This window comes from Amycolatopsis sp. NPDC088138 (genome assembly GCF_044741685.1).
Classification (GTDB): Bacteria; Actinomycetota; Actinomycetes; order Mycobacteriales; family Pseudonocardiaceae; genus Amycolatopsis.
Genome location: NZ_JBIUTB010000003.1, coordinates 308,032 through 332,497, shown reverse-complemented (window position 1 = coordinate 332,497; position 24,466 = coordinate 308,032). Strand labels below are relative to the sequence as shown.

General features: G+C 71.0%; 23 protein-coding genes. 13 read left to right on the top strand and 10 right to left on the bottom strand.

The window, feature by feature from the left end:
* Positions 1 to 51 precede the first annotated feature (51 nt).
* Positions 52 to 681: a MerR family transcriptional regulator gene (locus ACIOD2_RS16485; protein WP_400538636.1), complete on the top strand. Its 630-nt coding sequence runs from the start codon at positions 52 to 54 to the stop codon at positions 679 to 681.
* On the opposite strand, the gene ACIOD2_RS16480 is transcribed toward ACIOD2_RS16485, so the two are convergent.
* Together ACIOD2_RS16480 and ACIOD2_RS16475 are read right to left on the bottom strand one after the other, a co-directional pair.
* On the bottom strand, positions 678 to 1,685 hold the full coding sequence (locus ACIOD2_RS16480; protein WP_400538634.1) for a ketopantoate reductase family protein: 1,008 nt from the start codon (positions 1,683 to 1,685) through the stop codon (positions 678 to 680). The two genes, ACIOD2_RS16485 and ACIOD2_RS16480, sit on opposite strands and share 4 nt — an antisense overlap.
* The gene (locus tag ACIOD2_RS16475) at positions 1,685 to 3,406 is read right to left on the bottom strand and encodes a serine/threonine-protein kinase (RefSeq protein WP_400538632.1); all 1,722 of its coding nucleotides are present in this window, start codon (positions 3,404 to 3,406) and stop codon (positions 1,685 to 1,687) included. Before ACIOD2_RS16475 ends, ACIOD2_RS16480 begins: the two co-directional genes overlap by 1 nt.
* Positions 3,407 to 3,503: 97 nt before the next feature.
* Between ACIOD2_RS16475 and ACIOD2_RS16470 the strand changes: the two genes are divergently transcribed.
* The 6 genes from ACIOD2_RS16470 to ACIOD2_RS16445 all read left to right on the top strand — a co-directional run bounded on the left by ACIOD2_RS16470 (position 3,504) and on the right by ACIOD2_RS16445 (position 11,445).
* Positions 3,504 to 5,336 carry a methylmalonyl-CoA mutase family protein gene (locus ACIOD2_RS16470; RefSeq protein ID WP_400538630.1) on the top strand — a complete coding sequence of 611 codons (1,833 nt, stop codon included), beginning with the start codon at positions 3,504 to 3,506 and terminating at the stop codon, positions 5,334 to 5,336.
* Positions 5,336 to 7,504, top strand: a complete 2,169-nt coding sequence (gene scpA / locus ACIOD2_RS16465) for a methylmalonyl-CoA mutase (protein WP_400538628.1) — start codon at positions 5,336 to 5,338, stop codon at positions 7,502 to 7,504. Before ACIOD2_RS16470 ends, scpA begins: the two co-directional genes overlap by 1 nt.
* Positions 7,505 to 7,507: 3 nt before the next feature.
* Positions 7,508 to 8,491 carry a methylmalonyl Co-A mutase-associated GTPase MeaB gene (gene meaB / locus ACIOD2_RS16460; protein ID WP_400538626.1) on the top strand — a complete coding sequence of 328 codons (984 nt, stop codon included), beginning with the start codon at positions 7,508 to 7,510 and terminating at the stop codon, positions 8,489 to 8,491.
* 59 nt (positions 8,492 to 8,550) lie between these two features.
* Complete coding sequence (locus ACIOD2_RS16455; protein WP_400538624.1) at positions 8,551 to 8,853, top strand: hypothetical protein; 303 nt, start codon at positions 8,551 to 8,553, stop codon at positions 8,851 to 8,853.
* A gap of 226 nt (positions 8,854 to 9,079) precedes the next feature.
* A complete protein-coding gene (locus ACIOD2_RS16450) occupies positions 9,080 to 10,381 on the top strand; it encodes an amidohydrolase (RefSeq protein ID WP_400538622.1) in 1,302 nt (433 codons plus the stop codon).
* Between the two features lie 221 nt (positions 10,382 to 10,602).
* Positions 10,603 to 11,445, top strand: a complete 843-nt coding sequence (locus tag ACIOD2_RS16445) for a hypothetical protein (protein ID WP_400540364.1) — start codon at positions 10,603 to 10,605, stop codon at positions 11,443 to 11,445.
* A gap of 61 nt (positions 11,446 to 11,506) precedes the next feature.
* Here the strand turns inward: ACIOD2_RS16445 and ACIOD2_RS16440 are convergent, their stop codons facing one another.
* On the bottom strand, positions 11,507 to 11,959 hold the full coding sequence (locus ACIOD2_RS16440) for a gamma-glutamylcyclotransferase (RefSeq protein WP_247060826.1): 453 nt from the start codon (positions 11,957 to 11,959) through the stop codon (positions 11,507 to 11,509).
* 128 nt (positions 11,960 to 12,087) lie between these two features.
* Between ACIOD2_RS16440 and ACIOD2_RS16435 the strand changes: the two genes are divergently transcribed.
* The 5 genes from ACIOD2_RS16435 (at position 12,088) to ACIOD2_RS16415 (ending at position 16,488) form a co-directional block, all read left to right on the top strand.
* Positions 12,088 to 13,491, top strand: a complete 1,404-nt coding sequence (locus ACIOD2_RS16435) for an NAD(P)H-quinone dehydrogenase (RefSeq protein WP_400538620.1) — start codon at positions 12,088 to 12,090, stop codon at positions 13,489 to 13,491.
* Between the two features lie 72 nt (positions 13,492 to 13,563).
* Positions 13,564 to 14,013, top strand: a complete 450-nt coding sequence (locus ACIOD2_RS16430) for a hypothetical protein (RefSeq protein ID WP_400538618.1) — start codon at positions 13,564 to 13,566, stop codon at positions 14,011 to 14,013.
* 221 nt (positions 14,014 to 14,234) lie between these two features.
* The gene (locus ACIOD2_RS16425; protein ID WP_400538617.1) at positions 14,235 to 14,834 is read left to right on the top strand and encodes a hypothetical protein; all 600 of its coding nucleotides are present in this window, start codon (positions 14,235 to 14,237) and stop codon (positions 14,832 to 14,834) included.
* 122 nt (positions 14,835 to 14,956) lie between these two features.
* Positions 14,957 to 15,604, top strand: a complete 648-nt coding sequence (locus ACIOD2_RS16420) for a class F sortase (protein WP_400538615.1) — start codon at positions 14,957 to 14,959, stop codon at positions 15,602 to 15,604.
* A gap of 80 nt (positions 15,605 to 15,684) precedes the next feature.
* The gene (locus tag ACIOD2_RS16415; RefSeq protein WP_400538613.1) at positions 15,685 to 16,488 is read left to right on the top strand and encodes a VOC family protein; all 804 of its coding nucleotides are present in this window, start codon (positions 15,685 to 15,687) and stop codon (positions 16,486 to 16,488) included.
* 52 nt (positions 16,489 to 16,540) lie between these two features.
* On the opposite strand, the gene glpK is transcribed toward ACIOD2_RS16415, so the two are convergent.
* Both glpK and ACIOD2_RS16405 read right to left on the bottom strand, forming a co-directional pair.
* Positions 16,541 to 18,055 (bottom strand): glycerol kinase GlpK, encoded by a 1,515-nt coding sequence (gene glpK, locus ACIOD2_RS16410; protein WP_400538612.1) that lies wholly within the window; start codon positions 18,053 to 18,055, stop codon positions 16,541 to 16,543.
* 30 nt (positions 18,056 to 18,085) lie between these two features.
* Positions 18,086 to 18,835: an MIP/aquaporin family protein gene (locus tag ACIOD2_RS16405; RefSeq protein WP_400538610.1), complete on the bottom strand. Its 750-nt coding sequence runs from the start codon at positions 18,833 to 18,835 to the stop codon at positions 18,086 to 18,088.
* A gap of 235 nt (positions 18,836 to 19,070) precedes the next feature.
* Here ACIOD2_RS16405 and ACIOD2_RS16400 point away from each other — a divergent pair, with 235 nt between their 5' ends.
* A complete protein-coding gene (locus ACIOD2_RS16400; RefSeq protein ID WP_323334771.1) occupies positions 19,071 to 20,810 on the top strand; it encodes a glycerol-3-phosphate dehydrogenase/oxidase in 1,740 nt (579 codons plus the stop codon).
* 265 nt (positions 20,811 to 21,075) lie between these two features.
* Here the strand turns inward: ACIOD2_RS16400 and ACIOD2_RS16395 are convergent, their stop codons facing one another.
* The 5 genes from ACIOD2_RS16395 to ACIOD2_RS16375 all read right to left on the bottom strand — a co-directional run bounded on the left by ACIOD2_RS16395 (position 21,076) and on the right by ACIOD2_RS16375 (position 24,459).
* Positions 21,076 to 21,606, bottom strand: a complete 531-nt coding sequence (locus tag ACIOD2_RS16395) for a GNAT family N-acetyltransferase (RefSeq protein ID WP_400538608.1) — start codon at positions 21,604 to 21,606, stop codon at positions 21,076 to 21,078.
* A 108-nt stretch (positions 21,607 to 21,714) separates the two neighbouring features.
* Positions 21,715 to 22,326, bottom strand: a complete 612-nt coding sequence (locus tag ACIOD2_RS16390) for a response regulator (RefSeq protein WP_400538606.1) — start codon at positions 22,324 to 22,326, stop codon at positions 21,715 to 21,717.
* Positions 22,323 to 23,501, bottom strand: coding sequence for a sensor histidine kinase (locus ACIOD2_RS16385; protein ID WP_400538605.1), 1,179 nt, complete (start codon positions 23,499 to 23,501; stop codon positions 22,323 to 22,325). The genes ACIOD2_RS16390 and ACIOD2_RS16385 overlap by 4 nt, the downstream gene beginning before the upstream one ends.
* 18 nt (positions 23,502 to 23,519) lie before the next feature.
* Complete coding sequence (locus ACIOD2_RS16380) at positions 23,520 to 23,909, bottom strand: DUF1707 domain-containing protein (RefSeq protein WP_400538604.1); 390 nt, start codon at positions 23,907 to 23,909, stop codon at positions 23,520 to 23,522.
* 7 nt (positions 23,910 to 23,916) lie between these two features.
* Positions 23,917 to 24,459: a DUF1707 domain-containing protein gene (locus ACIOD2_RS16375; protein WP_400538603.1), complete on the bottom strand. Its 543-nt coding sequence runs from the start codon at positions 24,457 to 24,459 to the stop codon at positions 23,917 to 23,919.
* Between the last annotated feature and the right edge of the window lie 7 nt (positions 24,460 to 24,466).

Genomic DNA, 24,466 nt, shown 5'->3' with positions numbered 1-24,466 from the left:
CCGGAATCGAACCCGGAATCGAACGCAGAATCGGAGCGCAAACGCATGCGGATGGCCGAACTGAGCGCCGAGTCGGGGGTGCCGGTCGCGACCGTCAAGTACTACCTGCGCGAAGGCCTGCTGCCGCCGGGCGAGCGCACCAGCCCGAACCAGGCCCGGTACTCGGCGGCGCACGTCCAGCGGCTGCGGCTGATCAAGGCCCTCACCGAGGTCGGCGGGATGTCACTGGCCTCGGTCGGCACGGTGCTCGAAGCGATCGACGGCGACAAGACCCCGCACCGCACGATGGGCGTCGTCCAGGAGGAGCTGGCCGGCACCCCGCCGCAGGTCTCCGAAGAGGCCGCCGACTGGGCGTGGGAGCTGCTCGACGGGATCGTCCGCCGCAACGGCTGGGGCGAGCTGAAGCGCAAGCACGTCGGGGTCGTGAACCTCGTCGCGGCGCTGGCCACGGCGAAGGAGCTGGGTCACGAGAAGCTGGCGGAGCGCCTCGAGGAGTACGCGCACCTGGCGATGCGCGTCGCGGAGCTGGACGTCGACACGGTGCGGGGCCTGACGTCGTTCGACAAGATCATCGAGGCCGGCCTGGTCGTGACGGTACTGGGCGACCACATCTTCGCGGGGCTGCGCCACCTCGGCCAGGAAGTACTGTCCCGCGAGGTCCTCGGCGACGTTCCCGACTAGGCGAGGCCCAGGAGCCGCCGCAGCTCCTCGACGCCGAGCGAGCCCGGCCGGCGCCCTTCGCGGGCCGCCTGGCAGGCCAGGGACGTGAGCTTGGCGTTGACCGGCGCCGGCCGGCCGATCCGGCGGCCGAGCAGCGCGATCTCGCCGTTGAGGTAGCTCGTCTCGATCGTGCCGGTGCCGCGGACGAGCGACTGCCAGCTCGACCCGCCGAGCTGCGCGGGCTCACCGGGAACCGGCTCGAACGACAGGGCACCCCAGGCGGCCTGCACCTCGTCTTCGCCGGCGTACGCGATCCCGGCGCTCGCCAGGACGTCGACGGCCTCGGCTTCGGCCGCCCGCCGGATGTCGTCGGCACCCGTGGTGTCACCGAGCAGCGCCTGCAGCGCGTTGCTCAGGTTGGACAGCAGCTTCCGGTACTTCCAGCGCATGACGTCGGCCGCCGGGACGACCCCGAAGCCGGCCGCATCCCAGTCCGCGGGGAGCGTCCCGAGGTCGTCGTCGCCGGCGCCGTACCGGCCGATGTGGAACGCCCCGCGCGGCGACCGGGTGCGGACGATGACCTCGCCGGGTTCGGTCAGCACGGTCGGGAACCACACGCACACCCCGAAAACCCGCTCGAAGCGGCGCAACGCGATCTCTTCGCCGGCGACGCCGTTCAGCGCGGTGAAGATCGGCAGCAGCTCGGCGGCGGTGCCGGCGACGGCACCGCCGTGGTCGTGCACCGGCACGTCCGCCCACTGCTCGACGGCGGCTTCGGCCTGGTGCGTCTTCGTGGTCAGCACCAGGACGTCGTCGACCGTCAGCCGCGCGTCCGCCGGCCCGGTCACCACCGGCACGCGGATCGTCGACGTGCCGTCCGGGCAGCGCAGTGTCAGTCCGCCGGCCGCCATCGCCGCGGCGTGCGCGCCGCGGGCGACCAGCAGGACCGAGGTGCCCCGCCGCGCGAGGAGGCCGCCGAGTGCGCTGCCGATCGCGCCCGCCCCGACGAAGACGTACCGGGTCATCAGCCGGCGATGGTCAGCGACTGGGCGACGGGCTCGAAGACGTCCTTGCGGGTCGACTCCTCCTGCTCGCTCGGGGCGGTGACCGAGAAGACCCACAGGCTCGTGCCCGCCTTGAGCAGGTTCATGAACGTCACGCGGGTGACGCTGGTCTCGGTGCCCTTGTCGGTCGTGCGGAAGGTCAGCGTGGTCCCGTTCGGCAGCGGCTCCGGCGGGAAGAGGTAGAACCCGTCGGACGGGTAGAGCAGCTTCAGCTGGTCGATGTACGCCTGGTCGCTGGGGTAGTCGCCGAAGTAGTTCGCCAGCCGTTCCAGCCGGATCGCGCGGCGGCCGTCCTCCGAGACGTACTGGACGACCGTGCTCACCCCGAACCGCGTGTCGTGCGGGGCGACGAACTTCTGCCAGCCCTTCGGCACGCCGAGGCCGAACTCGCCGCCCTTCGCCCCGGTCGCCACGTTCGCGTCGCCGGACTGGCGCACCAGCTCGGGCGGCGGCAGCTCGGTGGTCCCGTTCGACGTCGGCCGCGGCTCGGCGGCCGGCGGCAGCAGCGGCTCCCCGCCGACCGTCCTGGCCAGCGCGAACCCGCCGCCGGCGGAGACGAGGAAGAGCAGGATCGCGACGCCGATGAGCGCGGCGGTGGCCGCGGTGGTGCGCCGGCCCGGCCGCGGCGCGGGCGGCAGTGGCGGCGGCGGGACGTAGACGGTGGCCGCCGGCGGCGGCTTCAGGAACGGCAGCGGGCCCGGGTCGGTCGCGAGCTCGGCGCTCTTCTCGGCTTTCTTCTCGACCTTCTCCGGCAGGACGGTCTTGATCACCTGCGTGTCGGTGGCGTCCGGTTGCGCGGACGTCTTCTTGCCGTCCGGCGTGCGGAACAGCTCGGGCCCGAACAGGTCGAGCGCCGTCTTCGTCTGCAGCGGGTACAGCCGGTGCCGGACGTCGCGCAGCGTGATCCGCTTGTCCGGCTCCTTCTTCATCAGCGCGGAGATGACGTCGGCGAGCGGCCCGGCCTTCGGCCTGGGCACCTTCCCGTTGACGACCTTGCCGACGGTCTCCAGCGGGTCGCCGTCGGCGTCGTACGGCGGGGCGCCCTCGACCGCGGCGAACAGCGTCGCGCCCAGGCCCCACAGGTCCGCGGCGGGCGTGACGGGACCGCCCGAGGCGACCTCCGGCGCGATGTAGGCGGGGGAGCCGAGCATGATCCCGGTGCGGGTCATGGTGGCTTCGGAGACGTTGCGGGCGATGCCGAAGTCGGTCAGCTTGATCCGGCCGTCGCTGGCCACGAGGACGTTGCCCGGCTTGACGTCGCGGTGGGTGATCCCGGCGGCGTGCGCGGCCTCGAGCGCGGAGGCGACGGCGATGCCCATCGCGGCGGCCTGCTCGACGGTCAGCGGCCCGTGGTCGCGCAGGATGTGCGCGAGGCTGCGCGAGGGCAGCAGCTCCATCACCACGAACGGCTGGTCGTTCTCGCGGGCGACGTCGTGCAGGATGATCACGTTCGGGTGCGACAGCACGGCGATCGCGCGGGCTTCGCGCAGAGTGCGTTCCCGCAGCTCGTCGGCCTGCGAAGAGGGGATGCCCGGCGGGACCTTCATCTCCTTGACGGCCACCTGGCGGTGCAGGAACTCGTCGTACGCCGACCAGACGGTGCCCATCGATCCCGAACCCAGCACCGAGCGCAGCCGGTAGCGACCGGCGACCAGTCGTGTCTCTTCGCTGGAGGGGGGCACCCGCCAATTGTGTCGTACCCGGATCCGACCCCTACCACCCCCAGGGGCGACCAGACTCACAGGCTGTCCGTGTCCAGTGCCTCTACCATCACTGGGTATGACTGAACTGGCCGGTCCGGAGTCAGCGCCGATCTCCGAACTCGACCTGGCGGCCGAGTTTCCCCAGGCGACGCGGGTGCAGTGGCAGGAGCTCGTCGCCGGCGTCCTGCGCAAGAGCGGCAGGCTGCCGGAGGACTTCACGGGCGCCCCGGAGAGCAAGCTCGTCACGCGGACCTACGACGGGATCGAGATCCAGCCGTTGTACACGGCGGACGACGTACCCGCGGAAAGCGGCTTCCCCGGGTTGCCGCCGTTCGTGCGCGGCGCGCGGCCGCAGGGGCAGGTGACGACGGGCTGGGACGTGCGGGCCCGCTTCACCGGCACCGACGCCCGCGCCGTCAACAAGGCCGTCCTCGCCGACCTCGAAGGCGGCGTGACGTCGATCTGGCTGACCGTGGCGCCCGACGCGGTGGCCGACGCGCTCAACGAGGTCTACCTCGACCTGGCGCCGGTCGTCCTGGACGCGGGAGCCTCGTACGAAGCGGCGGCCGACGCGCTGTTCGAGCTGTTCACCGAGCGGGAGATCCCGGCGAGCGAAGCCGTTGCCGTGCTCGGCGCCGACCCGATCGGGCTCGCGGCCCGGACCGGTGCCGAGGTCGCGCTGGAACCGGCCGCCGCGCTGGCCGCGCGTGTCGCCGCGAAGTACCCGAAGGTGCGCACGATCGTCGCCGACGGCCTCCCGTTCCACGAAGCGGGCGGCTCGGACGCGCAGGAGCTGGGCGCGCTGGTCGCCGCCGGCGTCACCTACCTGCGGGCCCTGACGGACGCGGGTCTCGACGCCGAAACCGCGGCCGGGCAGCTGGAGTTCCGGATCGCCGCGACCGCCGACCAGTTCTCGACCATCGCCAAGCTGCGCGCGGCCCGCCGTCTCTGGGCCCGCGTCGCCGAGGTGTGCGGCTTCTCCTCGCCGATGCGCCAGCACGCCGTGACGTCGCCGGCGATGCTGACCCAGCGCGACCCGTGGGTGAACATGCTGCGCACGACCGTCGCCTGCTTCGGCGCGGGCGTCGGCGGCGCGGACGCCGTCACGGTGCTGCCGTTCGACGCCGCGATCGGCCGGGCCGACGCGTTCTCCGCGCGGATCGCCCGCAACACCCACGCCGTGCTGCTGGAGGAGTCCAAGCTGGCCGGCGTGGTCGACCCGGCGGGCGGCTCCTGGTACGTCGAGAAGCTCACCGACGACTTCGCCCGTGTCGCGTGGGCCGAGTTCACCGCGATCGAGGGCGCGGGCGGCCTGGTCGCCGAGCTCGCGTCCGGCGCGCTCGCCGAGCGGCTGGCCGCGACGTGGGAGAAGCGCGCGAAGCGGCTCGCCACCCGGCGCGACCCGCTCACCGGCGTCAGCGAGTTCCCGAACCTGACGGAGAAGCCGGTGAAGCGCGAGCCGCTGGATTCTCCGGCGGAAGGCGGGTTGCCGCGGCACCGCTACGCCGAAGGTTTCGAGGCCCTGCGGGACGCGTCGGACGCGTACCTGGCCGCGAACAGCGAGCGGCCGAAGGTCTTCCTGGCCACGCTCGGCCCGGTCGCCGCGCACACCGCGCGTGCCGGGTTCGCCGCCAACCTGTTCCAGGCGGGCGGGATCGAAGTGGTCAACCCGGGCGCGACCGACGACCTGCCCGGCGCGTTCCGGGCGTCCGGCGCGAAGGTCGCCTGCCTCTGCGGCACCGACGACGCCTACTCGGCGCAGGCCGCCGAAGTCGCGGCGTCCCTGGGCGCCGGCCACGTTCTCTTGGCGGGCAAGGGATCCTACGACGGCGTCGACGGCAACGTCTTCGCCGGCTGCGACGCCCTCGAAGTCCTCAACGGCCTGCACACCGAGCTGGGAGTCTCGTGATGACCATCCCGAACTTCGCCGACGTCGACCTCGGCACCCCGTCGCCGGGCGACCGCGACGCCTGGGCCAAGGCCGTGCACGAGGCCACCGGCAAGGGCCCGGACGCGCTGGCCTGGGAGACGCCCGAGGGCATCGGCGTCAAGCCGGTCTACAGCGCCGCGGATCTGTCCGATGTGGACTTCCTGGACACGTACCCCGGCATCGCGCCCTACCTGCGCGGGCCGTACCCGACGATGTACGTCAACCAGCCCTGGACCATCCGCCAGTACGCCGGGTTCTCCACCGCCGAGGAGTCGAACGCCTTCTACCGCCGCAACCTCGCGGCCGGGCAGAAGGGCCTGTCGGTCGCCTTCGACCTGGCCACCCACCGCGGGTACGACTCCGACCACCCGCGCGTCTCCGGTGACGTCGGCATGGCGGGTGTCGCGATCGACTCCATCTACGACATGCGGCAGCTGTTCGACGGCATCCCGCTGGACAAGATGTCCGTGTCGATGACGATGAACGGCGCGGTGCTGCCGGTGCTGGCGCTCTACGTCGTCGCGGCCGAGGAGCAGGGGGTGAAGCCGGAGCAGCTCGCGGGGACCATCCAGAACGACATCCTCAAGGAGTTCATGGTCCGCAACACCTACATCTACCCGCCGCAGCCGTCGATGCGGGTCATCTCCGACATCTTCTCCTACACCTCGCAGCACATGCCGAAGTACAACTCGATCTCCATCTCCGGCTACCACATGCAGGAGGCCGGGGCGACCGCCGACCTCGAGCTGGCCTACACCCTCGCCGACGGCGTCGAGTACATCCGCGCGGGCACCGAGGCCGGGCTGGACGTCGACAAGTTCGCGCCGCGGCTGTCCTTCTTCTGGGCCATCGGCATGAACTTCTTCATGGAGGTCGCGAAACTGCGCGCGGCCCGGCTGATCTGGGCGAAGCTCGTGAAGGGCTTCGACCCGAAGTCGCAGAAGTCGCTTTCGCTGCGGACGCACTCGCAGACGTCCGGCTGGTCGCTGACCGCCCAGGACGTCTACAACAACGTCGTGCGCACCTGCGTCGAGGCGATGGCCGCGACCCAGGGGCACACGCAGTCGTTGCACACCAACGCGTTGGACGAGGCGCTCGCGCTGCCGACCGACTTCTCCGCGCGGATCGCCCGCAACACGCAGCTGCTGCTGCAGCAGGAATCCGGCACCACGCGCGTCATCGACCCGTGGGGCGGCAGCGCCTTCGTCGAGAAGCTGACCTACGACCTCGCGCGCAAGGCGTGGGGCCACATCAGCGAGGTCGAGCAGGCCGGCGGCATGGCCAAGGCGATCGACGCGGGCATCCCGAAGCTGCGCATCGAGGAGGCCGCGGCCCGCACCCAGGCCCGGATCGACTCGGGCCGCCAGCCGGTGATCGGCGTCAACAAGTACCAGGTCACGAGCGACGAGGACATCGAAGTCCTGAAGGTCGACAACGCCGGCGTCCGGACGCAGCAGCTGGAGAAGCTGCGGCGGCTGCGCGAAGAGCGCGACTCCGCGGCCACCGAGGACGCGTTGCGGCGTCTCACCGAGGGTGCCGGGAACGGCGGCAACCTGCTGGAGCTGGGCATCAACGCGGCCCGCGCGAAGGCCACGGTCGGCGAGATCTCCGACGCGCTGGAGAAGCTCTGGGGCCGCCACTCCGGTCAGATCCGGACGATCTCGGGCGTCTACCGCGAAGAGGTGGGGAAGTCGCAGAACGTCGAAAAGGCCCGTTCGCTGGTCGAGGAGTTCGCCGCGGAAGAGGGACGCCGGCCGCGGATCCTCGTCGCGAAGATGGGCCAGGACGGCCACGACCGCGGCCAGAAGGTGATCGCCACCGGCTTCGCCGACATCGGCTTCGACGTCGACGTCGGCCCGCTGTTCTCCACCCCCGCCGAGGTCGCCCGCCAGGCGATCGAGGCGGACGTCCACGTCGTCGGGGTGTCCTCGTTGGCCGCCGGGCACCTCTCGCTGGTGCCGGCGCTGCGGCACGAGCTCGCCGAGCTGGGCCGTGAGGACATCATGGTCGTGGTCGGCGGCGTGATCCCGCCGCAGGACTACCCGGCGCTGCGCGAGGCGGGGGCGGCGGCGATCTTCGGCCCCGGCACCGTGCTCGCGGACGCGGCCATCGACCTGCTCGGCCAGCTCTCGGCGCAGGAGTCCTGAGCGTTGCCGCGCAAGATCGACGTCACGGCGTACGCCAAGGGCGTCCTGGCGGGTGACCGCGGCACGCTGTCGAAGGCGATCACGCTGGTCGAATCCCAGCGCGAGGACCACCGGGCGCAGGCTCAGGAGCTGCTCGTCGAGCTGCTGCCTTCGTCGGGCAGCGCGCGGCGGATCGGCATCACCGGCGTCCCCGGTGTCGGCAAGTCGACATTCATCGACCAGCTGGGCACCGACCTGACGACGGCCGGGCACCGCGTGGCCGTGCTGGCGGTCGACCCGTCGTCGACCCGCACCGGCGGGTCGATCCTCGGCGACAAGACCCGGATGGCGCGCCTGGCCGTCGACGACCGGGCGTTCATCCGCCCGTCGCCGACGTCCGGGACGCTGGGCGGCGTCGCGCGGGCCACCCGCGAGACGATCGTGCTGATGGAGGCGGCCGGCTACGACACCGTGCTGGTCGAGACCGTCGGGGTAGGACAGTCCGAAGTGGCCGTCGCGAACATGGTCGACTGCTTCATGTTCCTGACCCTGGCCCGCACCGGCGACCAGCTCCAGGGCATCAAGAAGGGCGTGCTGGAGCTGGCCGACGTCATCGCCGTCAACAAGGCCGACGGTGACCACGAGCGTGACGCCAAGCGGGCGGCGCGGGAGCTTTCGGGCGCCCTGCGGATGATCTATGGCCCCGACGCGTCGTGGACGCCACCCGTGCTGACCTGCAGCGGACTGCACAACCTGCGGCTCGACGAGGTGTGGGGCGCCGTCGAACAGCACCGCGAAACGCTCACGACGTCCGGCGAGCTGGCCGCCCGGCGGCGGCAACAACAGGTCGACTGGACGTGGTCGATGGTCCGCGAACAGTTGCTGAGTCGCTTGGCGGCGCATCCGGACGTGCGAACGGTCGTTCCCGACGTCGAACGGGCGGTGCGCGACGGTGAACTGACGGCTACCCTCGGTGCACAGCGGATCCTCGACGCGTTCGGTGGCTGACCGAGGGGCGCCGCGCGGGCACAATGCCGGTTGACCGCCGGTCGTGGTGAAGGGATGACATGGCGAAGTTGCGGGGTCTGGTCCTGGTCGGGCTGCTGGGTGCGGTGCTGTTCACCGCGTCGCCGGCGCAGGCCGAGCCGGTGCGGCCGGTGGCCGTCACCGTGACCGTGGCGCACGCCGGGGTGGCGCCCGTGCTCGCGCAGACCCAGGCGCCCGGACCGGTGCTCGACCCGGCCCAGACCGACAAGGCGAACACCGAAAAGACCAAGAACAAGCTGGTCGCCGGCCTGGTCGCGGTCGTGCTGCTCGGCATCGTCATCTGGGGCCGTCGGATCCGGTCGAAGAAGGCCAAAAAGTCGTAACCCTGCGTCCGGACGGGCGAGCAGCGGTCGGCGTTCGCCTTGGCCGAACTACTGCACACCGTTCAACGCAGATCAGCTACCGGCCGTCTAGGACGCCTCGTTTCGAGGCGCGGCTTGCCGCCTGCATGGTGCACGATCGTCTGCAAATGCGTACGACAGAACGATCGGCACGTTGCGTGACCCCAGCCGCTGCGCGGGTTACCCGTGTTGCGGGAGGAGGTGCGGCGTGACGGTGCTCGACTCACGACCGGACGTTCCAGGCGACCCCCATGGGCGCATCATCACCCCTATCGAGGGGCCGGAGGCGCTCATTTCCGAAGCCGGCGTAACCATGGCTCCCGTGGAGGACCTTGGCGCGGGCCGCGGCCCGTTCTGGCTCGACGACTGGCTACGGGCCAACGCGACGGACGTGCTCGCCTGGCGCAGGCACATCCACGCGCACCCGGAGCTGTCGCGGCACGAGTTCGCGACGACCGAACTGGTCGTCACGCTGCTGCGCGCCGTCGGCCTCAAGCCGTGGGTGCTGCCCGGCGGCACCGGCGTCGTCTGCGACATCGGCAGTGGCGAGAAGTGCGTGGCACTGCGCGCGGACATGGACGCGCTGCCGCTCACCGAGGCGACCGGTCTGCCCTACGCGTCGACCGTCGAAGGCGCGGCGCACATGTGCGGCCACGACGCCCACACGGCGATCCTGCTCGGCGCGGCCCGCGCCCTGGCCGGCGCGCCGGAGCTGCCCGGCAAGGTGCGGCTGATCTTCCAGGCCGCCGAGGAGGTCATGCCCGGCGGAGCGCTGGACATGATCGCCGCGGGTGCCCTGGAGGGCGTCGACCGGATCTACGGCCTGCACGTCGACCCGCGGCTCGAGGTCGGCCAGGTCGGCATGCGCGTCGGCGCGCTGACGTCGGCCGCGGACCTGATCGAGCTGCGCCTGACGTCGCCGGGCGGGCACACGTCCCGTCCGCACCTGACCGCCGACCTGGTGCACGCGCTCGGCACGGTGATCACGTCACTGCCGTCGGTGCTGTCCCGGCGCGTCGACCCGCGGTCCGGCACGGTCCTGGTCTGGGGCGCGGTCCACGCGGGCCAGGCGGCCAACGCCGTCCCGCAGGACGGCGTCCTGCGCGGCACCCTGCGCACGGCCGACCACCAGGTCTGGACGGCCCTGGAGCCGCTGGTCGCCTCCTCGGTGGAGTCCCTGCTGGCCCCCACGGGCGTCGGCTTCCACCTGGACTACCGCCGAGGCGTCCCCCCGGTGGTCTCCGACCCGGACTCCACGGCCCTGATGCGCGCGGGCGTCGAGGCGGCCCTGGGCGAGAACGCGGTGGCCGGCACCGAGCAGTCCTCGGGCGGCGAAGACTTCGGCTGGTACCTGGAGCACGTCCAGGGAGCGTTCGCCCGGCTAGGCGTCTGGCCAGGCTCTCCCGAACCCCAGTCGGACATCCACCGCCCGACCTTCATCCTGGACGAGCGAGCCCTGGCCTGCGGAGTCCGAACCCTGGTCCACACCGCCCTAGCCACCCTCGCCTAACCCGTGTCGTCCCTCCAATCACGCGTGTCGACCTTCTGATCACGCGTGTCGACGCCTCAGTCACAGCTGAGGTATGCACAGGGTTATCCACAGGCTGGTAGTTATCCACAGGTTGGGGATGAGGCCCTTCCGTCACACGACGGAAGGGCCTCATCCTCGATTTTGTGATCGATTGGGCAAGGCGACACGGAGTCCTCTCGCGGAGCGAGGCCGACCGGGCTCTGGGACGGCGCAAGGTTCTCGAAGGTCTTGAGCAAGGCGTACTCACCCAGCCGTGGCGAGGCGTGGTTGTGCATGCTGCCGACCTGTTGAGGCTGCCGACAAGGGCGGCCGCGGCGTTGCTCGCGACAGGTCCGCCGGTGGCGCTATCGGGCGCTACTTCCCTTGCGTTGCACGGTATTTCTTCCGCTGATGACCGCGACGTCCACGTGACGGTGCCGTATTCGCGACGCGTCCGGTCCCGCCGTGGTTTGGTCGTGCACCAGGGCGGCTTCCGGGAAGAGGACATGATCGAGATCGATGGCCTGGCCATGTTCTCGATCGACCGCGCATTGGCTGACTTCCTCTGTGACGGAGGCAAGCGCGCGGCCTTCGCGGCCCTCGACGAGGCCATGCGAGGTCTACCGCCTGACCACTGCGCGAAGCTCCGGGAGAACGTGCGGGACCGCCTTGACGATCGCCGGGACCGGCGAGGTATCCACAGGGCGCTGATGCTGCTGGACCTTGCCACGGGGAAGGCCGAGTCACCTCCCGAAAGCATGCTCCGGCTCATCGTCGTCGAGGCCGGGTTCCCCGTGCCCGAGCCGCAGTACGAGATCACCGCCATCGACGGCAGGAAGCTCTTCGTCCTCGACATGGCCTGGCCGTCTCGGCGTATCGCACTCGAGTACGACGGGTTCGCCGCGCACGAGGATCGGCGCGACTACGACCTCGACCGGGACAACCAGATGCAGGGGCGCGGCTGGATCACGATCCGCGCCGTCGCGGCCGATCTACGTGACCCCAGTCGCCTGCTGACCGACCTCCGAGGTGCTTTCGACCGGCGATCCGGCCGGGCGGCGTGATCGGGAGGTCGACACGCGTGATTGAAGGGTCGACACGCGTGATCAGAGGGACGACACGGCGTTAGCCGGTTATGCCGGAGCAGGGGCGGGTTCGGAGGTCGTCGACGTAGTCGGCGGGGGCACCCGCTGCTTCCGCGGCGTCCGCCAGGACGCCCAGGTAGCGGGCCGAAGGGAGGCCGCCTTCGTAGGCGTCCAGGACGTAGAGCCAGGCCAGGACCGAGCCGTCCATCGTCTGGACTCTGAGCCGGATCTTGCTGTGCATCCCCAGCTCGCCGCCTTCCCAGCGGTCGAGGCCCGTCTCGTCCAGGGACGTGACGTCGTAGAGAACGACGAAGACGCGGGAACCCGCGTCCTCGACGATCGTGGCCAGGGCACCTTCCCAGCCGAGGTCCTCGCCACCGAAGGTCAGGCGCCACCCCTCCAGCCAGCCGGAGCCGGCCATCGGAGAGTGCGGCGCGCGCTCCAGCATCTGGGCGGGCTCCATGTTCGATCCGTAAGCGGCATACAACGGCACGCCGACAGCGTAGCGACCCCCCGCTCACCCGAGTGGACGCGCTCGGCGTGTTCGCCCACTTCAGTGTCCGGTCACCTTCGCCGCGTACGGTGAGACCACCGCATTCACGCACTTCGAGGAGGACCCAGGTGACCAGGATCGTGATCATGGGCGGGGGCCCGGCCGGCTACGAAGCCGCGCTGGTCGCAGCCCAGCACGGGGCCGACGTCACGATCGTCGAGCGGGACGGCCTGGGCGGCGCCTGTGTCCTCTACGACTGCGTCCCTTCGAAGACGTTCATCGCGAGCTCGGGCGCGCTGGCGAAGATGCACGACCTCGGCGAGCTCGGCATCAACACCGACATGGCCGACACGAGCATCGACCTGCCGACCGTCCACGGCCGCGTCAAGGGCCTCGCGCTGGCCCAGTCCGCCGACATCCGCGCGCGCGTCCAGCGTGAGGGCGTCCGCGTCGTCATCGGCCAGGCGCGCTTCTGCGACGAAGAGCCCGGCCTCGCGACGCACAAGGTCGCCGTCACCACGCCGGACGGCGAGACCGAGAAGTTCCCGGCCGACGTCGTCCTGATCGCCACCGGCGCCACCCCGCGCGTGCTGCCCGGCGCGGTGCCCGACGGCGAGCGCATCCTCGACTGGCGGCAGCTCTACGAGCTCCAGGAACTGCCCGAGCACCTCGCCGTGATCGGCTCCGGCGTCACCGGCGCCGAGTTCGCGTCCGCCTACACCGAGATGGGCGTCAAGGTCACCGTCGTCTCCAGCCGCGACCGCGTGCTGCCGCACGAGGACGCCGACGCCGCCGCCGTGCTCGAAGAGGTCTTCTCGCAGCGCGGCACCACCGTGGCGAAGCAGGCGCGCGCCGACCGCGTCGAGCGCACCGAAAAGGGCGTCGAGATCCACCTCGCCGACGGCCGCGTGATCGAAGCCAGCCACGCGCTGATGACCGTCGGGTCGGTCCCGAACACCGCCGACCTCGGCCTCGACAAGGTCGGCATCTCGCCCGGCCCCGGCGGGTTCATCACCGTCGACCGCGTTTCGCGCACCTCCGTTCCCGGGATCTACGCCGCCGGCGACTGCACCGGCGTGCTCATGCTCGCCTCGGTGGCGAGCATGCAGGGCCGCATCGCGATGTGGCACGCGCTGGGCGAAGGCGTCGCGCCGATCAAGCTCAAGACCGTCGCCGCCAACGTCTTCACCCACCCGGAGATCGCGACGGTCGGCATCAGCCAGCACGCGATCGACTCCGGCGAGGTGCCCGCGCGCACCATCATGCTGCCCCTGGCCACCAACGCGCGCGCGAAGATGGAGGGCCTCCGCCGAGGCTTCGTCAAGCTGTTCTGCCGCCCCGCCACCGGCGTGGTCGTCGGTGGTGTCGTCGTGGCGCCGCAGGCGAGCGAGCTCATCCTTCCCATCGCGCTCGCCGTCCAGAACCAGCTCACAGTGGACCACCTGGCACTGACATTTTCGGTGTACCCGTCGCTCTCGGGGTCGATCACCGAGGCCGGGCGCCAGCTCATGCGGCACGACGATCTCGACTGATCCAGGACGCAACCCAGTCGCGCCCGTCGCGTCTTGTCGGTTGTGAGGCTGAAGGACGCGAAGGGTGCGAAGGTGCGCAAGACGTTGGTTTTTGTTGCGGCAGCGGTGATCGGGGCGACGGGGCTGGCAGCGCCGGCCACGGCGCAGAGCACCAGTCCGACCCCCGCCCCCAGCGCCGGCAGTGTCCAACTGAACGTCAACACCGCGATCAACCAGTCGCTGGTGGACAAGTACGTCCGGGACGCGCCGAACGTCGCGCTGGCGAAGTGCGACGGCGCCTCGCCGGCCTTCTCCTCGCCGGTCCTGACGTTCTCCAACTACACGCCCGGCCCGTTCATGGGCGCGGACGCGAACATCAGCGCCGACGCCGCCCTCAAGCCGGGCACCGCGGCCGGGACGTACCCGCTGAGCGTGACCTGCGGCGGCAAGTCCTTCAGCACGCAGTTCTCGGTGCCGGCCGCGCAGGTGACCAAGGTGCCTTCCGGTGCCGCGAAAGCGGGCGACGGCAGCATGGCAGGGTGATTCACCAGCTCGAAAAGACCGCCTCGGAGCCACGCTCCGGGGCGGTTTTTTCATGTGTTCCCGGCCTTCGATTTCGCGATGTTTTCGTGACCTTCGGGCGCAACCAACCGCAGGTGGAGACGTCTTTAGCTGCGTAGGTGAGCGGATGAAGCCGATGCAGGGGGAACTGCGAACGGCATCCGTCTCCCACTTTCCGAGCGTAATCCACAGGGGAGAAAAGAATGAAGAACACTGCTGTCGTCGCCGGTGTCGCCGCGGCATTCCTGGTGCTCGCGCCCACCGCCGCGTTCGCGGCGACGACGCCGTCCGCCACGCCGTCCGCGCCGGCCACTTCGGCGTCGCCCTCGACCCGGCCGACCGAGCCCCAGCCGACCGAGCCGGAGTACCCGGACGGCCCGATGACCCGCGTCAAGAAGCAGCTGACCGTGTCGCCGGGCAAGGCCCGGCCGGGTGCGCGGATCACCTTCGACTTCGGCTGCTCGACCTGGCCGGACGAGACGGTGAGCATCCGCTCGGCCGCGATCGTCCCCGACAAGCCCGGCTTCGCGTTCGGCACCGTCACGAACGTCAAGCCCGGCAAGTACTCCGTCACCCTGCACTGCGGCATCGAGACGTCGACGACGTCGTTCGAGGTGCTCCCGGCCGCCGGGAACCCGGCGCCGAAGCAGGTCGCCAAGGTGCCCGCGGGCGCCCCGCAGACCGGCGGCACGGACGGACCGGTCGACGGTTCCGGCGCACCGCTGGCGGCCGCGGCCGCCATGGGGGTGCTCGCGGTCGGAGGCAGCGGCCTCGTGCTGGCCCGGCGGGCGCGGCGTCGCTGATCTTCGCGGGACCACTCCGGAGCGGGGGCTTCGGGGTGGTCCCTCCGCGGCGGTACCGTCGGGACCCAACCGAACGGGCCACCCGGACGTGTGAACTGCAGGAGCCAGTCACGGGGGAGAGCATGACCACGAGGATCACGAACAGACGGGGCTATCTGATCGCGCTCGTCGTCGCGCTGCTGGCCGCGTTGGCGGTGCTGGCGCTGACGCTCGGCGGCGGGCCCGAGCCGTCCAGTGCGCAGCCGCCGCCGGCCCGGCCGGTCGCGGTGAGCCCGGCACCCGCGAGCGCGGCGCAGGACGCCGTCGCGGCGCTGCCCAAGTCGGAGCCGGTCTCGATCGACATCCCGAAGATCGACGCGCACTCGTCGCTGGTGCCGCTCGGGCTCAACCCGGACAACACCGTCCAGGTGCCGCCGGTGACGACACCGCTGCAGGCGGGCTGGTACACCTACGCGCCGACACCCGGTGAGGTCGGCCCGGCCGTCGTGCTCGGGCACGTCGACGGCAACCACCAGAAGGGGATTTTCTTCCGCCTCAAGGAGTTGGCCGCCGGTGACCGGGTTTCGGTCGCCCGCAAGGACGGCTCCACGGCGCTCTTCGAGGTGACGAAAGTGCACCAGGTGCCCAAAAAGGACTTCGAAGCCGAAGGCGTCTACGACGACACGGCGGATCCCGAGCTGCGGCTGATCACCTGCGGTGGCGTCTTCGACCGCGGCGCGCACAACTACGTCGACAACATCGTCGTCTACGCCCGCCTGGTCCAGGGCTGATTTCCGCTTTTTGTCGGTGCCCGGTGCAACACTGTGTCGGCCGTCACCCGAGACGGCGCCGACGAGGGTAGGGAGCCGAAATGTTGTTCCGCGACGAACCGTGGCCCGAAGGGACACCCAGCTGGGTCGACCTGATGGTGCCCGACCAGGCGAAGGCGGTGGCCTTCTACAGCGGCCTGTTCGGGTGGGACGTGCAGGCGGGCGGTGAGGAGACCGGTTTCTACGGCATGGCCATGGTGGCCGGCCGTCCGGTCGCCGGGATCGGCCGGACGCCACCCGGCCAGGAAATGCCCGCGGTGTGGACGACCTACCTCTCGGTGTCCGATGTGGACAAGACGGCGACGGCGATCACCGAGGCCGGCGGCCAGATCCTGATGCCGGTGATGGACGTGATGCAGGAGGGCCGGATGGCCGTCGCGGCCGACCCGAGCGGTTCGGCGTTCGGGCTGTGGGAGGCCGGCAACCATACGGGCACGCAGGTGACGGCGACCCCGGGCACGATGACCTGGAACGAGTGCATGAGCCGGGACTACCCGGCGGCGAGGGCGTTCTACGAGCAGGTCTTCGGCTACGGCATCCAAGACCTCTCGACCGACGAATTCACGTACGCCGTCTTGCTGCTCGATGGCCGCCCGGTCGGCGGCGTCGGCGCCCTGCCGGACTCCGTGCCGGCGGACGTGCCGTCGCACTGGGACGCGTACTTCTCGGTGGCGGACGCCGACGCGAGCGCGGCCAAGGCGGTCGAGCTCGGCGGCCGGGCACTGGGTGAGCCGTTCGACTCGCCGTACGGCCGGCAGGTCCGGGTCGCGGACGACCAGGGGGTGACGTTCCTGGTCGTGTCACCCAACGAGCAGTCCGGCAAGCCGGAGGGCTGGGAAGACTGATCCGGCGGGCGGGCCGAGAGCGCCGTCGGCGCCCCCGGCCGGTCCCCGTCGGTCAGTCCTCGTCGTCGACCCAGTCGAAGGTCTTGGTGACGGCCTTCTTCCAGTTGCGGTACTCGGATTCGCGGCGGGCGTCGTCCATCGACGGGTCCCACTGCTTGTCCTGGGCCCAGTTGGTGCGGATGTCGTCTTCGGACTTCCAGAACCCGACCGCCAGCCCGGCGGCGTACGCGGCACCCAGCGCGGTGGTCTCGTTGACCACCGGGCGGATCACCGGCACGCCGAGGATGTCGGCCTGGAACTGCATGAGCAGCTCGTTGACGACCATGCCGCCGTCCACCTTGAGCGACTTCAGCGGGACACCGGAGTCGGCGTTCATCGCGTCGATCACCTCGCGTGACTGGAAGGCGGTCGCCTCCAGCACCGCGCGGGCCAGGTGTCCCTTGTTGACGAACCGGGTGAGCCCGACGATCGCGCCGCGAGCGTCGGACCGCCAGTAAGGAGCGAACAGACCCGAGAACGCCGGGACGAAGTACGCACCGCCGTTGTCCTCGACGCTGCGCGCGTGCTCTTCGATCTCGGCCGCGGTCCCGATCATGCCGAGGTTGTCGCGCAGCCACTGCACCAGCGAACCGGTGACGGCGATGGAGCCTTCCAGCGCGTAGATCGTGTCGTTCGAGCCGATCTTGTAGCAGACCGTGGTGAGCAGCCCGTTCTGCGACATCACCTTTTCGGTACCGGTGTTGAGCAGCATGAAGTTGCCGGTGCCGTAGGTGTTCTTGGCCTCGCCGGGTGAGAGGCAGGCCTGGCCGAACGTCGCGGCCTGCTGGTCGCCCAGGATGCCCGCGATCGGCACGCCGGCCAGCGCGCCCTTCTCGCGGACCTTGCCGTACTCCTCGGAGGAGGATCGGATCTCCGGCAGCATGGACAGCGGGATCGTCATCTCGGCGGCGATCTCGGGGTCCCACTGCAGTGTGTCGAGATCCATCAGCATGGTGCGGGAGGCGTTGGTCGGGTCGGTGACGTGCACGCCGCCGTCGGGCCCGCCGGTCATGTTCCACAGCACCCAGGTGTCCATGTTGCCGAAGATCAGGTCACCGGCTTCGGCCTTCTCGCGCGCGCCTTCGACGTTGTCGAGGATCCACTTGACCTTCGGCCCGGAGAAGTACGTCGCGAGCGGGAGGCCGACCTTGTCGCGGTAGCGCTCCTGACCGCCGCCGAGGTTGCCGAGCTCGGTGACGATCCGGTCGGTGCGGGTGTCCTGCCAGACGATCGCGTTGTACACCGGCTTGCCGGTCGTCTTGTCCCAGACCAGCGCGGTCTCGCGCTGGTTGGTGATGCCGACGGCGACGATGTCGCTGGTGTGCAGGTCGGCCTTGGCGATGGCGCCCGCGGCGACCGCGCGGGTGTTCTCCCAGATCTCCTCGGCGTTGTGCTCGACCCAGCCCGCCTTCGGGAAGATCTGCTCGTGTTCCTTCTGGTCGACGGCGACGACCCGGCCCTCGTGGTTGAAGATCATGCACCGGGTCGATGTCGTGCCCTGGTCGATCGCTGCTACGTACGAAGTCATGTGTGCTCCAGGAAATTCTCGGGCGGGCGATCAGGTCAGGTTGTGCACGAGGAGGTACAGGAGCGCGGCGAGGGCGCCACCGGCGAGCGGGCCGACGACCGGGATCCAGGAGTAACCCCAGTTGGCGTTCGCCTTGTTGCGGATCGGCATCAGGAACGCGTACGCGATCCGCGGGCCGAGGTCACGTGCCGGGTTGATGGCGTAGCCCGTCGGGCCACCGAGGGAGGTACCGATCACGAGGACCACGAACGAGACGCCCGCGTAGCCCAGCGCGGAGTTGCCGAAGTTCGGGGTGCCGCCGTCGGTCGCCGCGAACGTGGGGCTGAGCAGGATCCAGGCCACCAGGACGAAGGTGCCGATGATCTCGGTGACGAGGTTCCACGCCCGGTTCGGGATCTGTGGCGCGGTGGAGAAGATGCCGAGGGTGTTCTCGGGCTCGGGGTGGTCGTCGAACTGGAGCTTGTAGGTCGCCCAGCAGAGCATGGCGCCGATGATGGCGCCGGCCATCTGCCCGATGAAGTAGAAGGGCACGTCGGCCCACTTGGTCTTGTCGGCGATGGCGAGCCCGAGGGTCACCGCCGGGTTGAGGTGCGCGCCACTGGGCGCGGCGATGCTGGCGCCGGTGAAGACCGCGAACGCCCAGCCGAAGTTGATGAACAGGATTCCGCCGTTGTTACCGTTGGTCTTGCGCAGCACGTGGTTGGCCACCACGCCGTTGCCGAGCAGGATCAGCGCCGCTGTTCCCAGTAGTTCCCAGACGATTATTGCCCCAGCACTCACCGCTGCACCTCCACACTGGACACTCTGCGCAGGGTCGATCACGGCGTGCCACGGCACCGTTGCCGACCCACGTCCGGGCGACGTTACCCGGGCGTAGAACCCCGGTCCAAGGACCGGAGAGCGCAATCTTTTCAAGATCGCGGAGGGTTACGCCACAAGTGTCATCCGCGAACGGGCGGAGGATCACCGGGTCGTGCGATGCTGGAACCCTCGCCAGCTCGAGGAGGACTGTCACGTGGCAAGCGCACAGCACGCAGCGGAGACGAACCCGGCTCGACTGGGCCCGCGCAAGCGGGAGGAGACCTGGCAGCGGCTCGGCAAGGAGACCTTCGACGTCGTCGTGATCGGCGGCGGCGTGGTCGGTGCCGGCACGGCGCTGGACGCCGCCACCCGCGGGCTGCGGGTCGCGCTCGTCGAGGCGCGGGACCTGGCGTCCGGGACGTCGAGCCGCTCGAGCAAGCTCTTCCACGGCGGCCTGCGCTACCTGGAGCAGCTCGAGTTCGGGCTCGTCCGGGAAGCGCTTCGCGAGCGCGAGCTGATGCTGACGACGATTGCACCCCATCTGGTGAAGCCGGTCAGCTTTCTCTACCCGCTGACGCACCGCGTGTGGGAACGGCCGTACACCGCGGCGGGCCTGCTGATGTACGACACGATGGGCGGCGCCAAGAGCGTCCCGGGGCAGAAGCACCTGACCCGCGCGGGCGCGCTGCGGATGGTACCTGCCCTCAAGCGGTCCGCGCTGATCGGCGGGATCCGCTACTACGACGCCCAGTCCGACGACGCCCGCCACACCATGACGGTGGCGCGGACCGCCGCGCACTACGGCGCGATCGTGCGGACGTCCACCCAGGTCGTCGGCTTCCTGCGCGAGGCCGACCGGGTGTCCGGCGTGCGGGTGCGCGACGTCGAAGACGGGCGCGAGACGGAGATCTCGGCGGCCGTCGTGATCAACTGCACCGGCGTCTGGACCGACGAGCTGCAGCGCCTCTCCGGTGGCCGCGGGCGGTTCCGGGTGCGGGCGAGCAAGGGTGTGCACATCGTCGTCCCGCGCGACCGGATCGTGTCGGAGTCGGGGATGATCCTGCGCACCGAGAAGTCGGTGCTGTTCGTCATTCCGTGGCGCAATCACTGGATCGTGGGCACCACGGACACGGACTGGAACCTCGACCTCGCGCACCCGGCGGCGACCAAGCACGACATCGACTACCTGCTGGAGCACGTCAACAGCGTGCTGGCGACACCGTTGACGCACGACGACATCGAAGGTGTGTACGCCGGGCTTCGCCCGTTGCTGGCGGGGGAGAGCGAAGAGACGTCGAAGCTTTCGCGCGAGCACGCGGTGGCGCGGGTGGCGCCGGGCCTGGTCGCGATCGCGGGCGGCAAGTACACGACGTACCGGGTGATGGCGGCGGACGCCGTCGACGCGGCGGCAGTCGACCTGCCGGGCCGCTCGCAGCCGTCGATCACGGACAAGGTTCCCCTGATCGGGGCGGACGGTTACCACGCGCTGGTCAACCAGGCCGACCACCTGGCTGCGGAGCACGGCCTGCACCCCTACCGGGTGAGGCACCTGCTGGACCGCTACGGCTCGCTGGTGCACGAGGTGCTCGGGCTCGCCGAGGGGCGCCCGGAGCTGCTCAAGCCGGTCGAGCACGCGCCGGACTACCTGGGCGTCGAGGTCGTGTACGCGGCCGCGCACGAGGGGGCGCTGCACCTGGAGGACGTCCTGGCCCGCCGCACCCGCATCTCGATCGAGTACGCCCACCGCGGCGTCGACTGCGCGGAGCAGGTCGCGGACCTGGTGGGCGAGGTCCTCGGCTGGTCCCCCGAAACGGTGAAGCGCGAGGTGGAGGTCTACCGCGCGCGGGTCGAGGCCGAACGCGAGTCCCAGTCCCAGCCGAGCGACGAAGCGGCGGACGCCCTGCGGATCGCGGCCCCCGAGGCCCGCTCGGGAATCGTGGCGCCGGTCAGCTGACGCCGGGGTTGTCCACAGGCCTCCGGACTTGTGGACAACCGGCGCTGACCAGGGGCTTCAAGGGCGTTTCCGTCCGGGGTCACCGATAGACTGGCCTCGGGGCCGCCCCCCAGGGAAGGGCGGGGGAGTTTTCGCGGGCCGGAACCGCGAAAGCAAACGCGTGGTCTTGTTGGCTGCCTCGCATGGCCCCGGCCAGCGGGGCCGCTGCTGCGGCGTTCGCGGCCCGGCCCACCGCGGCCGCGGCTCGACGGCTGCGGCCGCTCGCTCAGGAAGTGCGGTGCCAGCGGATCAGGCGCTCGCCCGTCGGGGCTCGGTCGTCCTCCGGGCCGATCAGCGTGAAGCCGCAGCGTTCCGCCACGATCGCCGATGACACGTTGCTCTCCTCGTAGCGGTAGCTGACTTCCGTCAGTCCCAGGCCGCCGAAACCGAAGCGCAGGGCCGCGTTCAACGACGTCGTCGCGATTCCCTTTCCTCGCTCGGCCGGGTGGACCCAGACCGTCGCCTCCGCGTACGCCGCGTCCAGGTCCAGCTCGCGGAGGCCCACCTCACCCAGCAGCCGGCCCGACGTCGGCTCGGCGATCGCCCAGGAGCAGCGCTCGTCGCCCGCCCACTGGGCCGCGCGCAGGGTCACGTACTCCGTCGCTTCGTCCAGGGTGCGCAGGCGGTAGTTCAGCACGTACTTGCGGTGCGTCGGGTCGGCGAACGCCTCCATCAGCACCGGGCGGTCGTCGATGTGCCGGTCGGCGCGCAGCTGGCGCAGGTAGTAGGTGCCCGCGTTGATCTCCACCGGTTCCACTCCGCCCAGCCTAGCCAGGCCGCGAGCACGCCGCCCCCGGTCCGGCGGTCAAGGCAGGATCCGTGCCCGGCCGCACCGCGGGGAACTTCCGAAAAGGGAAAAACCGCCTCAGAGCAGGCCGCGGCGGTAGGCCTCGCCGACCGCCGCCGCGCGGTCGTTCACCCCGAGCTTCGTGTACGCGCTCAGCAGGTGGGTCTTCACGCTCGCCTCGCTGATGAACAGCCGCCCGGCCGCCGCGCGGTTCGTCGCTCCCTCCGCGACCAGGCGCAGGACCTCCAGCTCGCGGCGGGTGAGCGGTCCGGCCTGGCGAAAGCCGCCCAGCACCCGGCCCGCGACGCTCGGCGCCAGCACGGCCTCGCCGCGCGCCGCCGCGCGGACGGCGGCCAGCAGGTCCGCGACCGGGGCGTCCTTCAGCAGGTAGCCCGTCGCGCCCGCCTCGATCGCCGGGAGGACGTCCGTCTCCGCGTCGTACGTCGTCAGCACCAGGACGCGCACCGCGGGGTGGGAGACGGCCAGCCTGCGGATCGCGCCGACGCCGTCCAGCTCCGGCATGCGCAGGTCCATCAGCACGACGTCGGGGTGGTGCCGGGCCACCTGCGCCAGCGCCTCCAGCCCGGACGCCGCCTCGCCGACGACCTCGATGTCCGGCTCACCCGTGAACGCGCCGCGCAGCCCGTCGCGCACGATCGGGTGGTCGTCGGTGACCAGTACCCGGATCACAGGGCCGGGACCTGGGCGTTGACCGCCGTGCCGCCGCCCGGCGCGCTCTCGACCGACAGGGTCCCCGCCACCCGCTGGACGCGGTGGCGCATCGCCTCCAGCCCGAAGCCGGTGCCGTCGCCGCGGTCGCCGGGACTGAAGCCGACGCCGTCGTCGACGACGTCCAGCAGCACCACCTCGTCCGAATAGGACAGTGTCAGCCCGATCCTCGACGCCTTCGCGTGCTTCTCCGCGTTGGCCAGCGCTTCCTGCGCGACGCGGTAGAGCGTGACCTCCACCTCGGGCTGCAGCGGCCGGACTTCGCCGGTGGTTTCGGTGTGCACGCTCACCCCGGACGTCCGCGTGACCCGGCCGGCCAGCTCGGAAAGCGCTTCCGGCAGCCGGGAGCCGGCCAGCGGTTCGGGCCGCAGCGCCTGCACCGCGCGGCGCGCTTCGCTGAGGCTGTCCCGGGCCAGGTCGCGCACCTGCGCCAGCCGCCGGTCGCGGGCCGGGCCGTCCTCGCGGTCGGCGGCCTGCAGCTGCGTGACGATCCCGGTCAGGCCCTGGGCCAGCGTGTCGTGGATTTCGCGCGCCATCCGCTGCCGCTCGTCGAGCACGCCGGCCTCGCGCGCCTGGGTCAGCAGCTGCGCGTGCAGGCCCGCGTTCTCCTCCAGCGCGGCTTCCAGCCGGGCGTTCGCCTTACGCCGCTTCTCGCTTTCGGCGCCGACGAACCAGGCCGCGTACAGCAGCGGCCCGGCCAGGGACGCGACCAGCACCCACGTCGGCGCCGGGTCGCCGTCCGAACTCTTGGCCAGTATCGGCAGCACCGCCGTCGCGGCCACCGCGAAGAACCCCCAGCGGGCCGGGAAGAGCACGAACGCGAGCGGGTAGCCGACCGACGCGAACCCGGTGTACAGCTCGTTGCGCGTCACCAGCACGACCGCGGCCACCAGGACACCGGCGAAGTAGCCGGCCGTCAGCCACGGGTGCGCCTTCCGGCGCGGGAACAGCGGGATCAGCAGCGTCAGCCACGCCGCCGTGACCAGGACGACGATCAGGGTGCCGCGCCAGTCCGGGTCGCGGCCCGCCGCCCAGAACGAGCACGCGGCGAGCGCCGCCAGGCCGACGCCGGTGAAGATCGGCCCCGCCAGCCGCTCGCCCCGGGCGTCCAGCGCGCCCGGATACACGCCCATCATCGGGCGATTGTTGCAGGCTCAGCGCCGGCGGCGGAGCCCCGCGAGCATCGCGATCACCAGCGGCAGCGCGACCGAGATGATGAGCAGCCGCCCGCGGCTGAGGATGAGCACCGCGATCGCGACGACGATGGCGATCGGCACCGCGCTCGCGGTCAGGAAGCGCTGCAGCTGGCTCTCGCCGGTCACCACCGGCACCCCGGGCACGGCCGCGCCGGTGACCAGCGCGCTCGGCCGGGGTGAGGGCAGGTCGTCGAACAGCGGCACGAGGTCGCTGACCCGCTTGGCCGCGGTGACCTTCGCGGACCGGGTGCCGTACTCGTCGATGTCGAGCCGTCCGCTGCGGACGTGCTCCTCGAGGACGTCGAGGGCGTCCTGACGCTCGGCGTCACTCAGGCGTAGGTCGCTCACGGCGGCGTCAGCGGCCCAGTTCGCGCCGGCGGTCGCGGTAGGAGTCACGCAGCTCACGACGGCGCTCCCGGTCGCGCAGGTGCCGATCGTGGCGGTCGTGGTGGTCGTGCGGGCCGCCGCCGTGGCCCCACATGCCCTTGGCGAACACGCTCGCCCCGATCGGGACGAGGATGAACACCCCGCCCACCACACCGGTGGCGATCAGGGCGATCGCCGCGATCCAGAGCACCGGGAGGATCGCCGCGATGAACCGCTGCGGGCTCGTCCAGCCGTCCGGTGAGCCGGACCGCTGCGGCGCGGGCTGCTTCTCCGCCGCCGTCGCGGCGACGGCCGCCTGGGGCGTGTCGTCGTAGCTGGGGTGGGGCGAGGGCAGATCACCGAAGATCTCGCCGAGCTCGCCGCGAGTCTTGGCCGCCGTGATGCGGGCCGAGCGCTCGCCGTATTCGTCGATGTCGATCCGCCCCGCGGTCATGTGCTCACCGAGCGCGGTCAACGCGGACTCGCGGGTCTGGTCGCTGATCCGCAGCTGCGGAGACGGGACTTCGGTCACCTTGCCG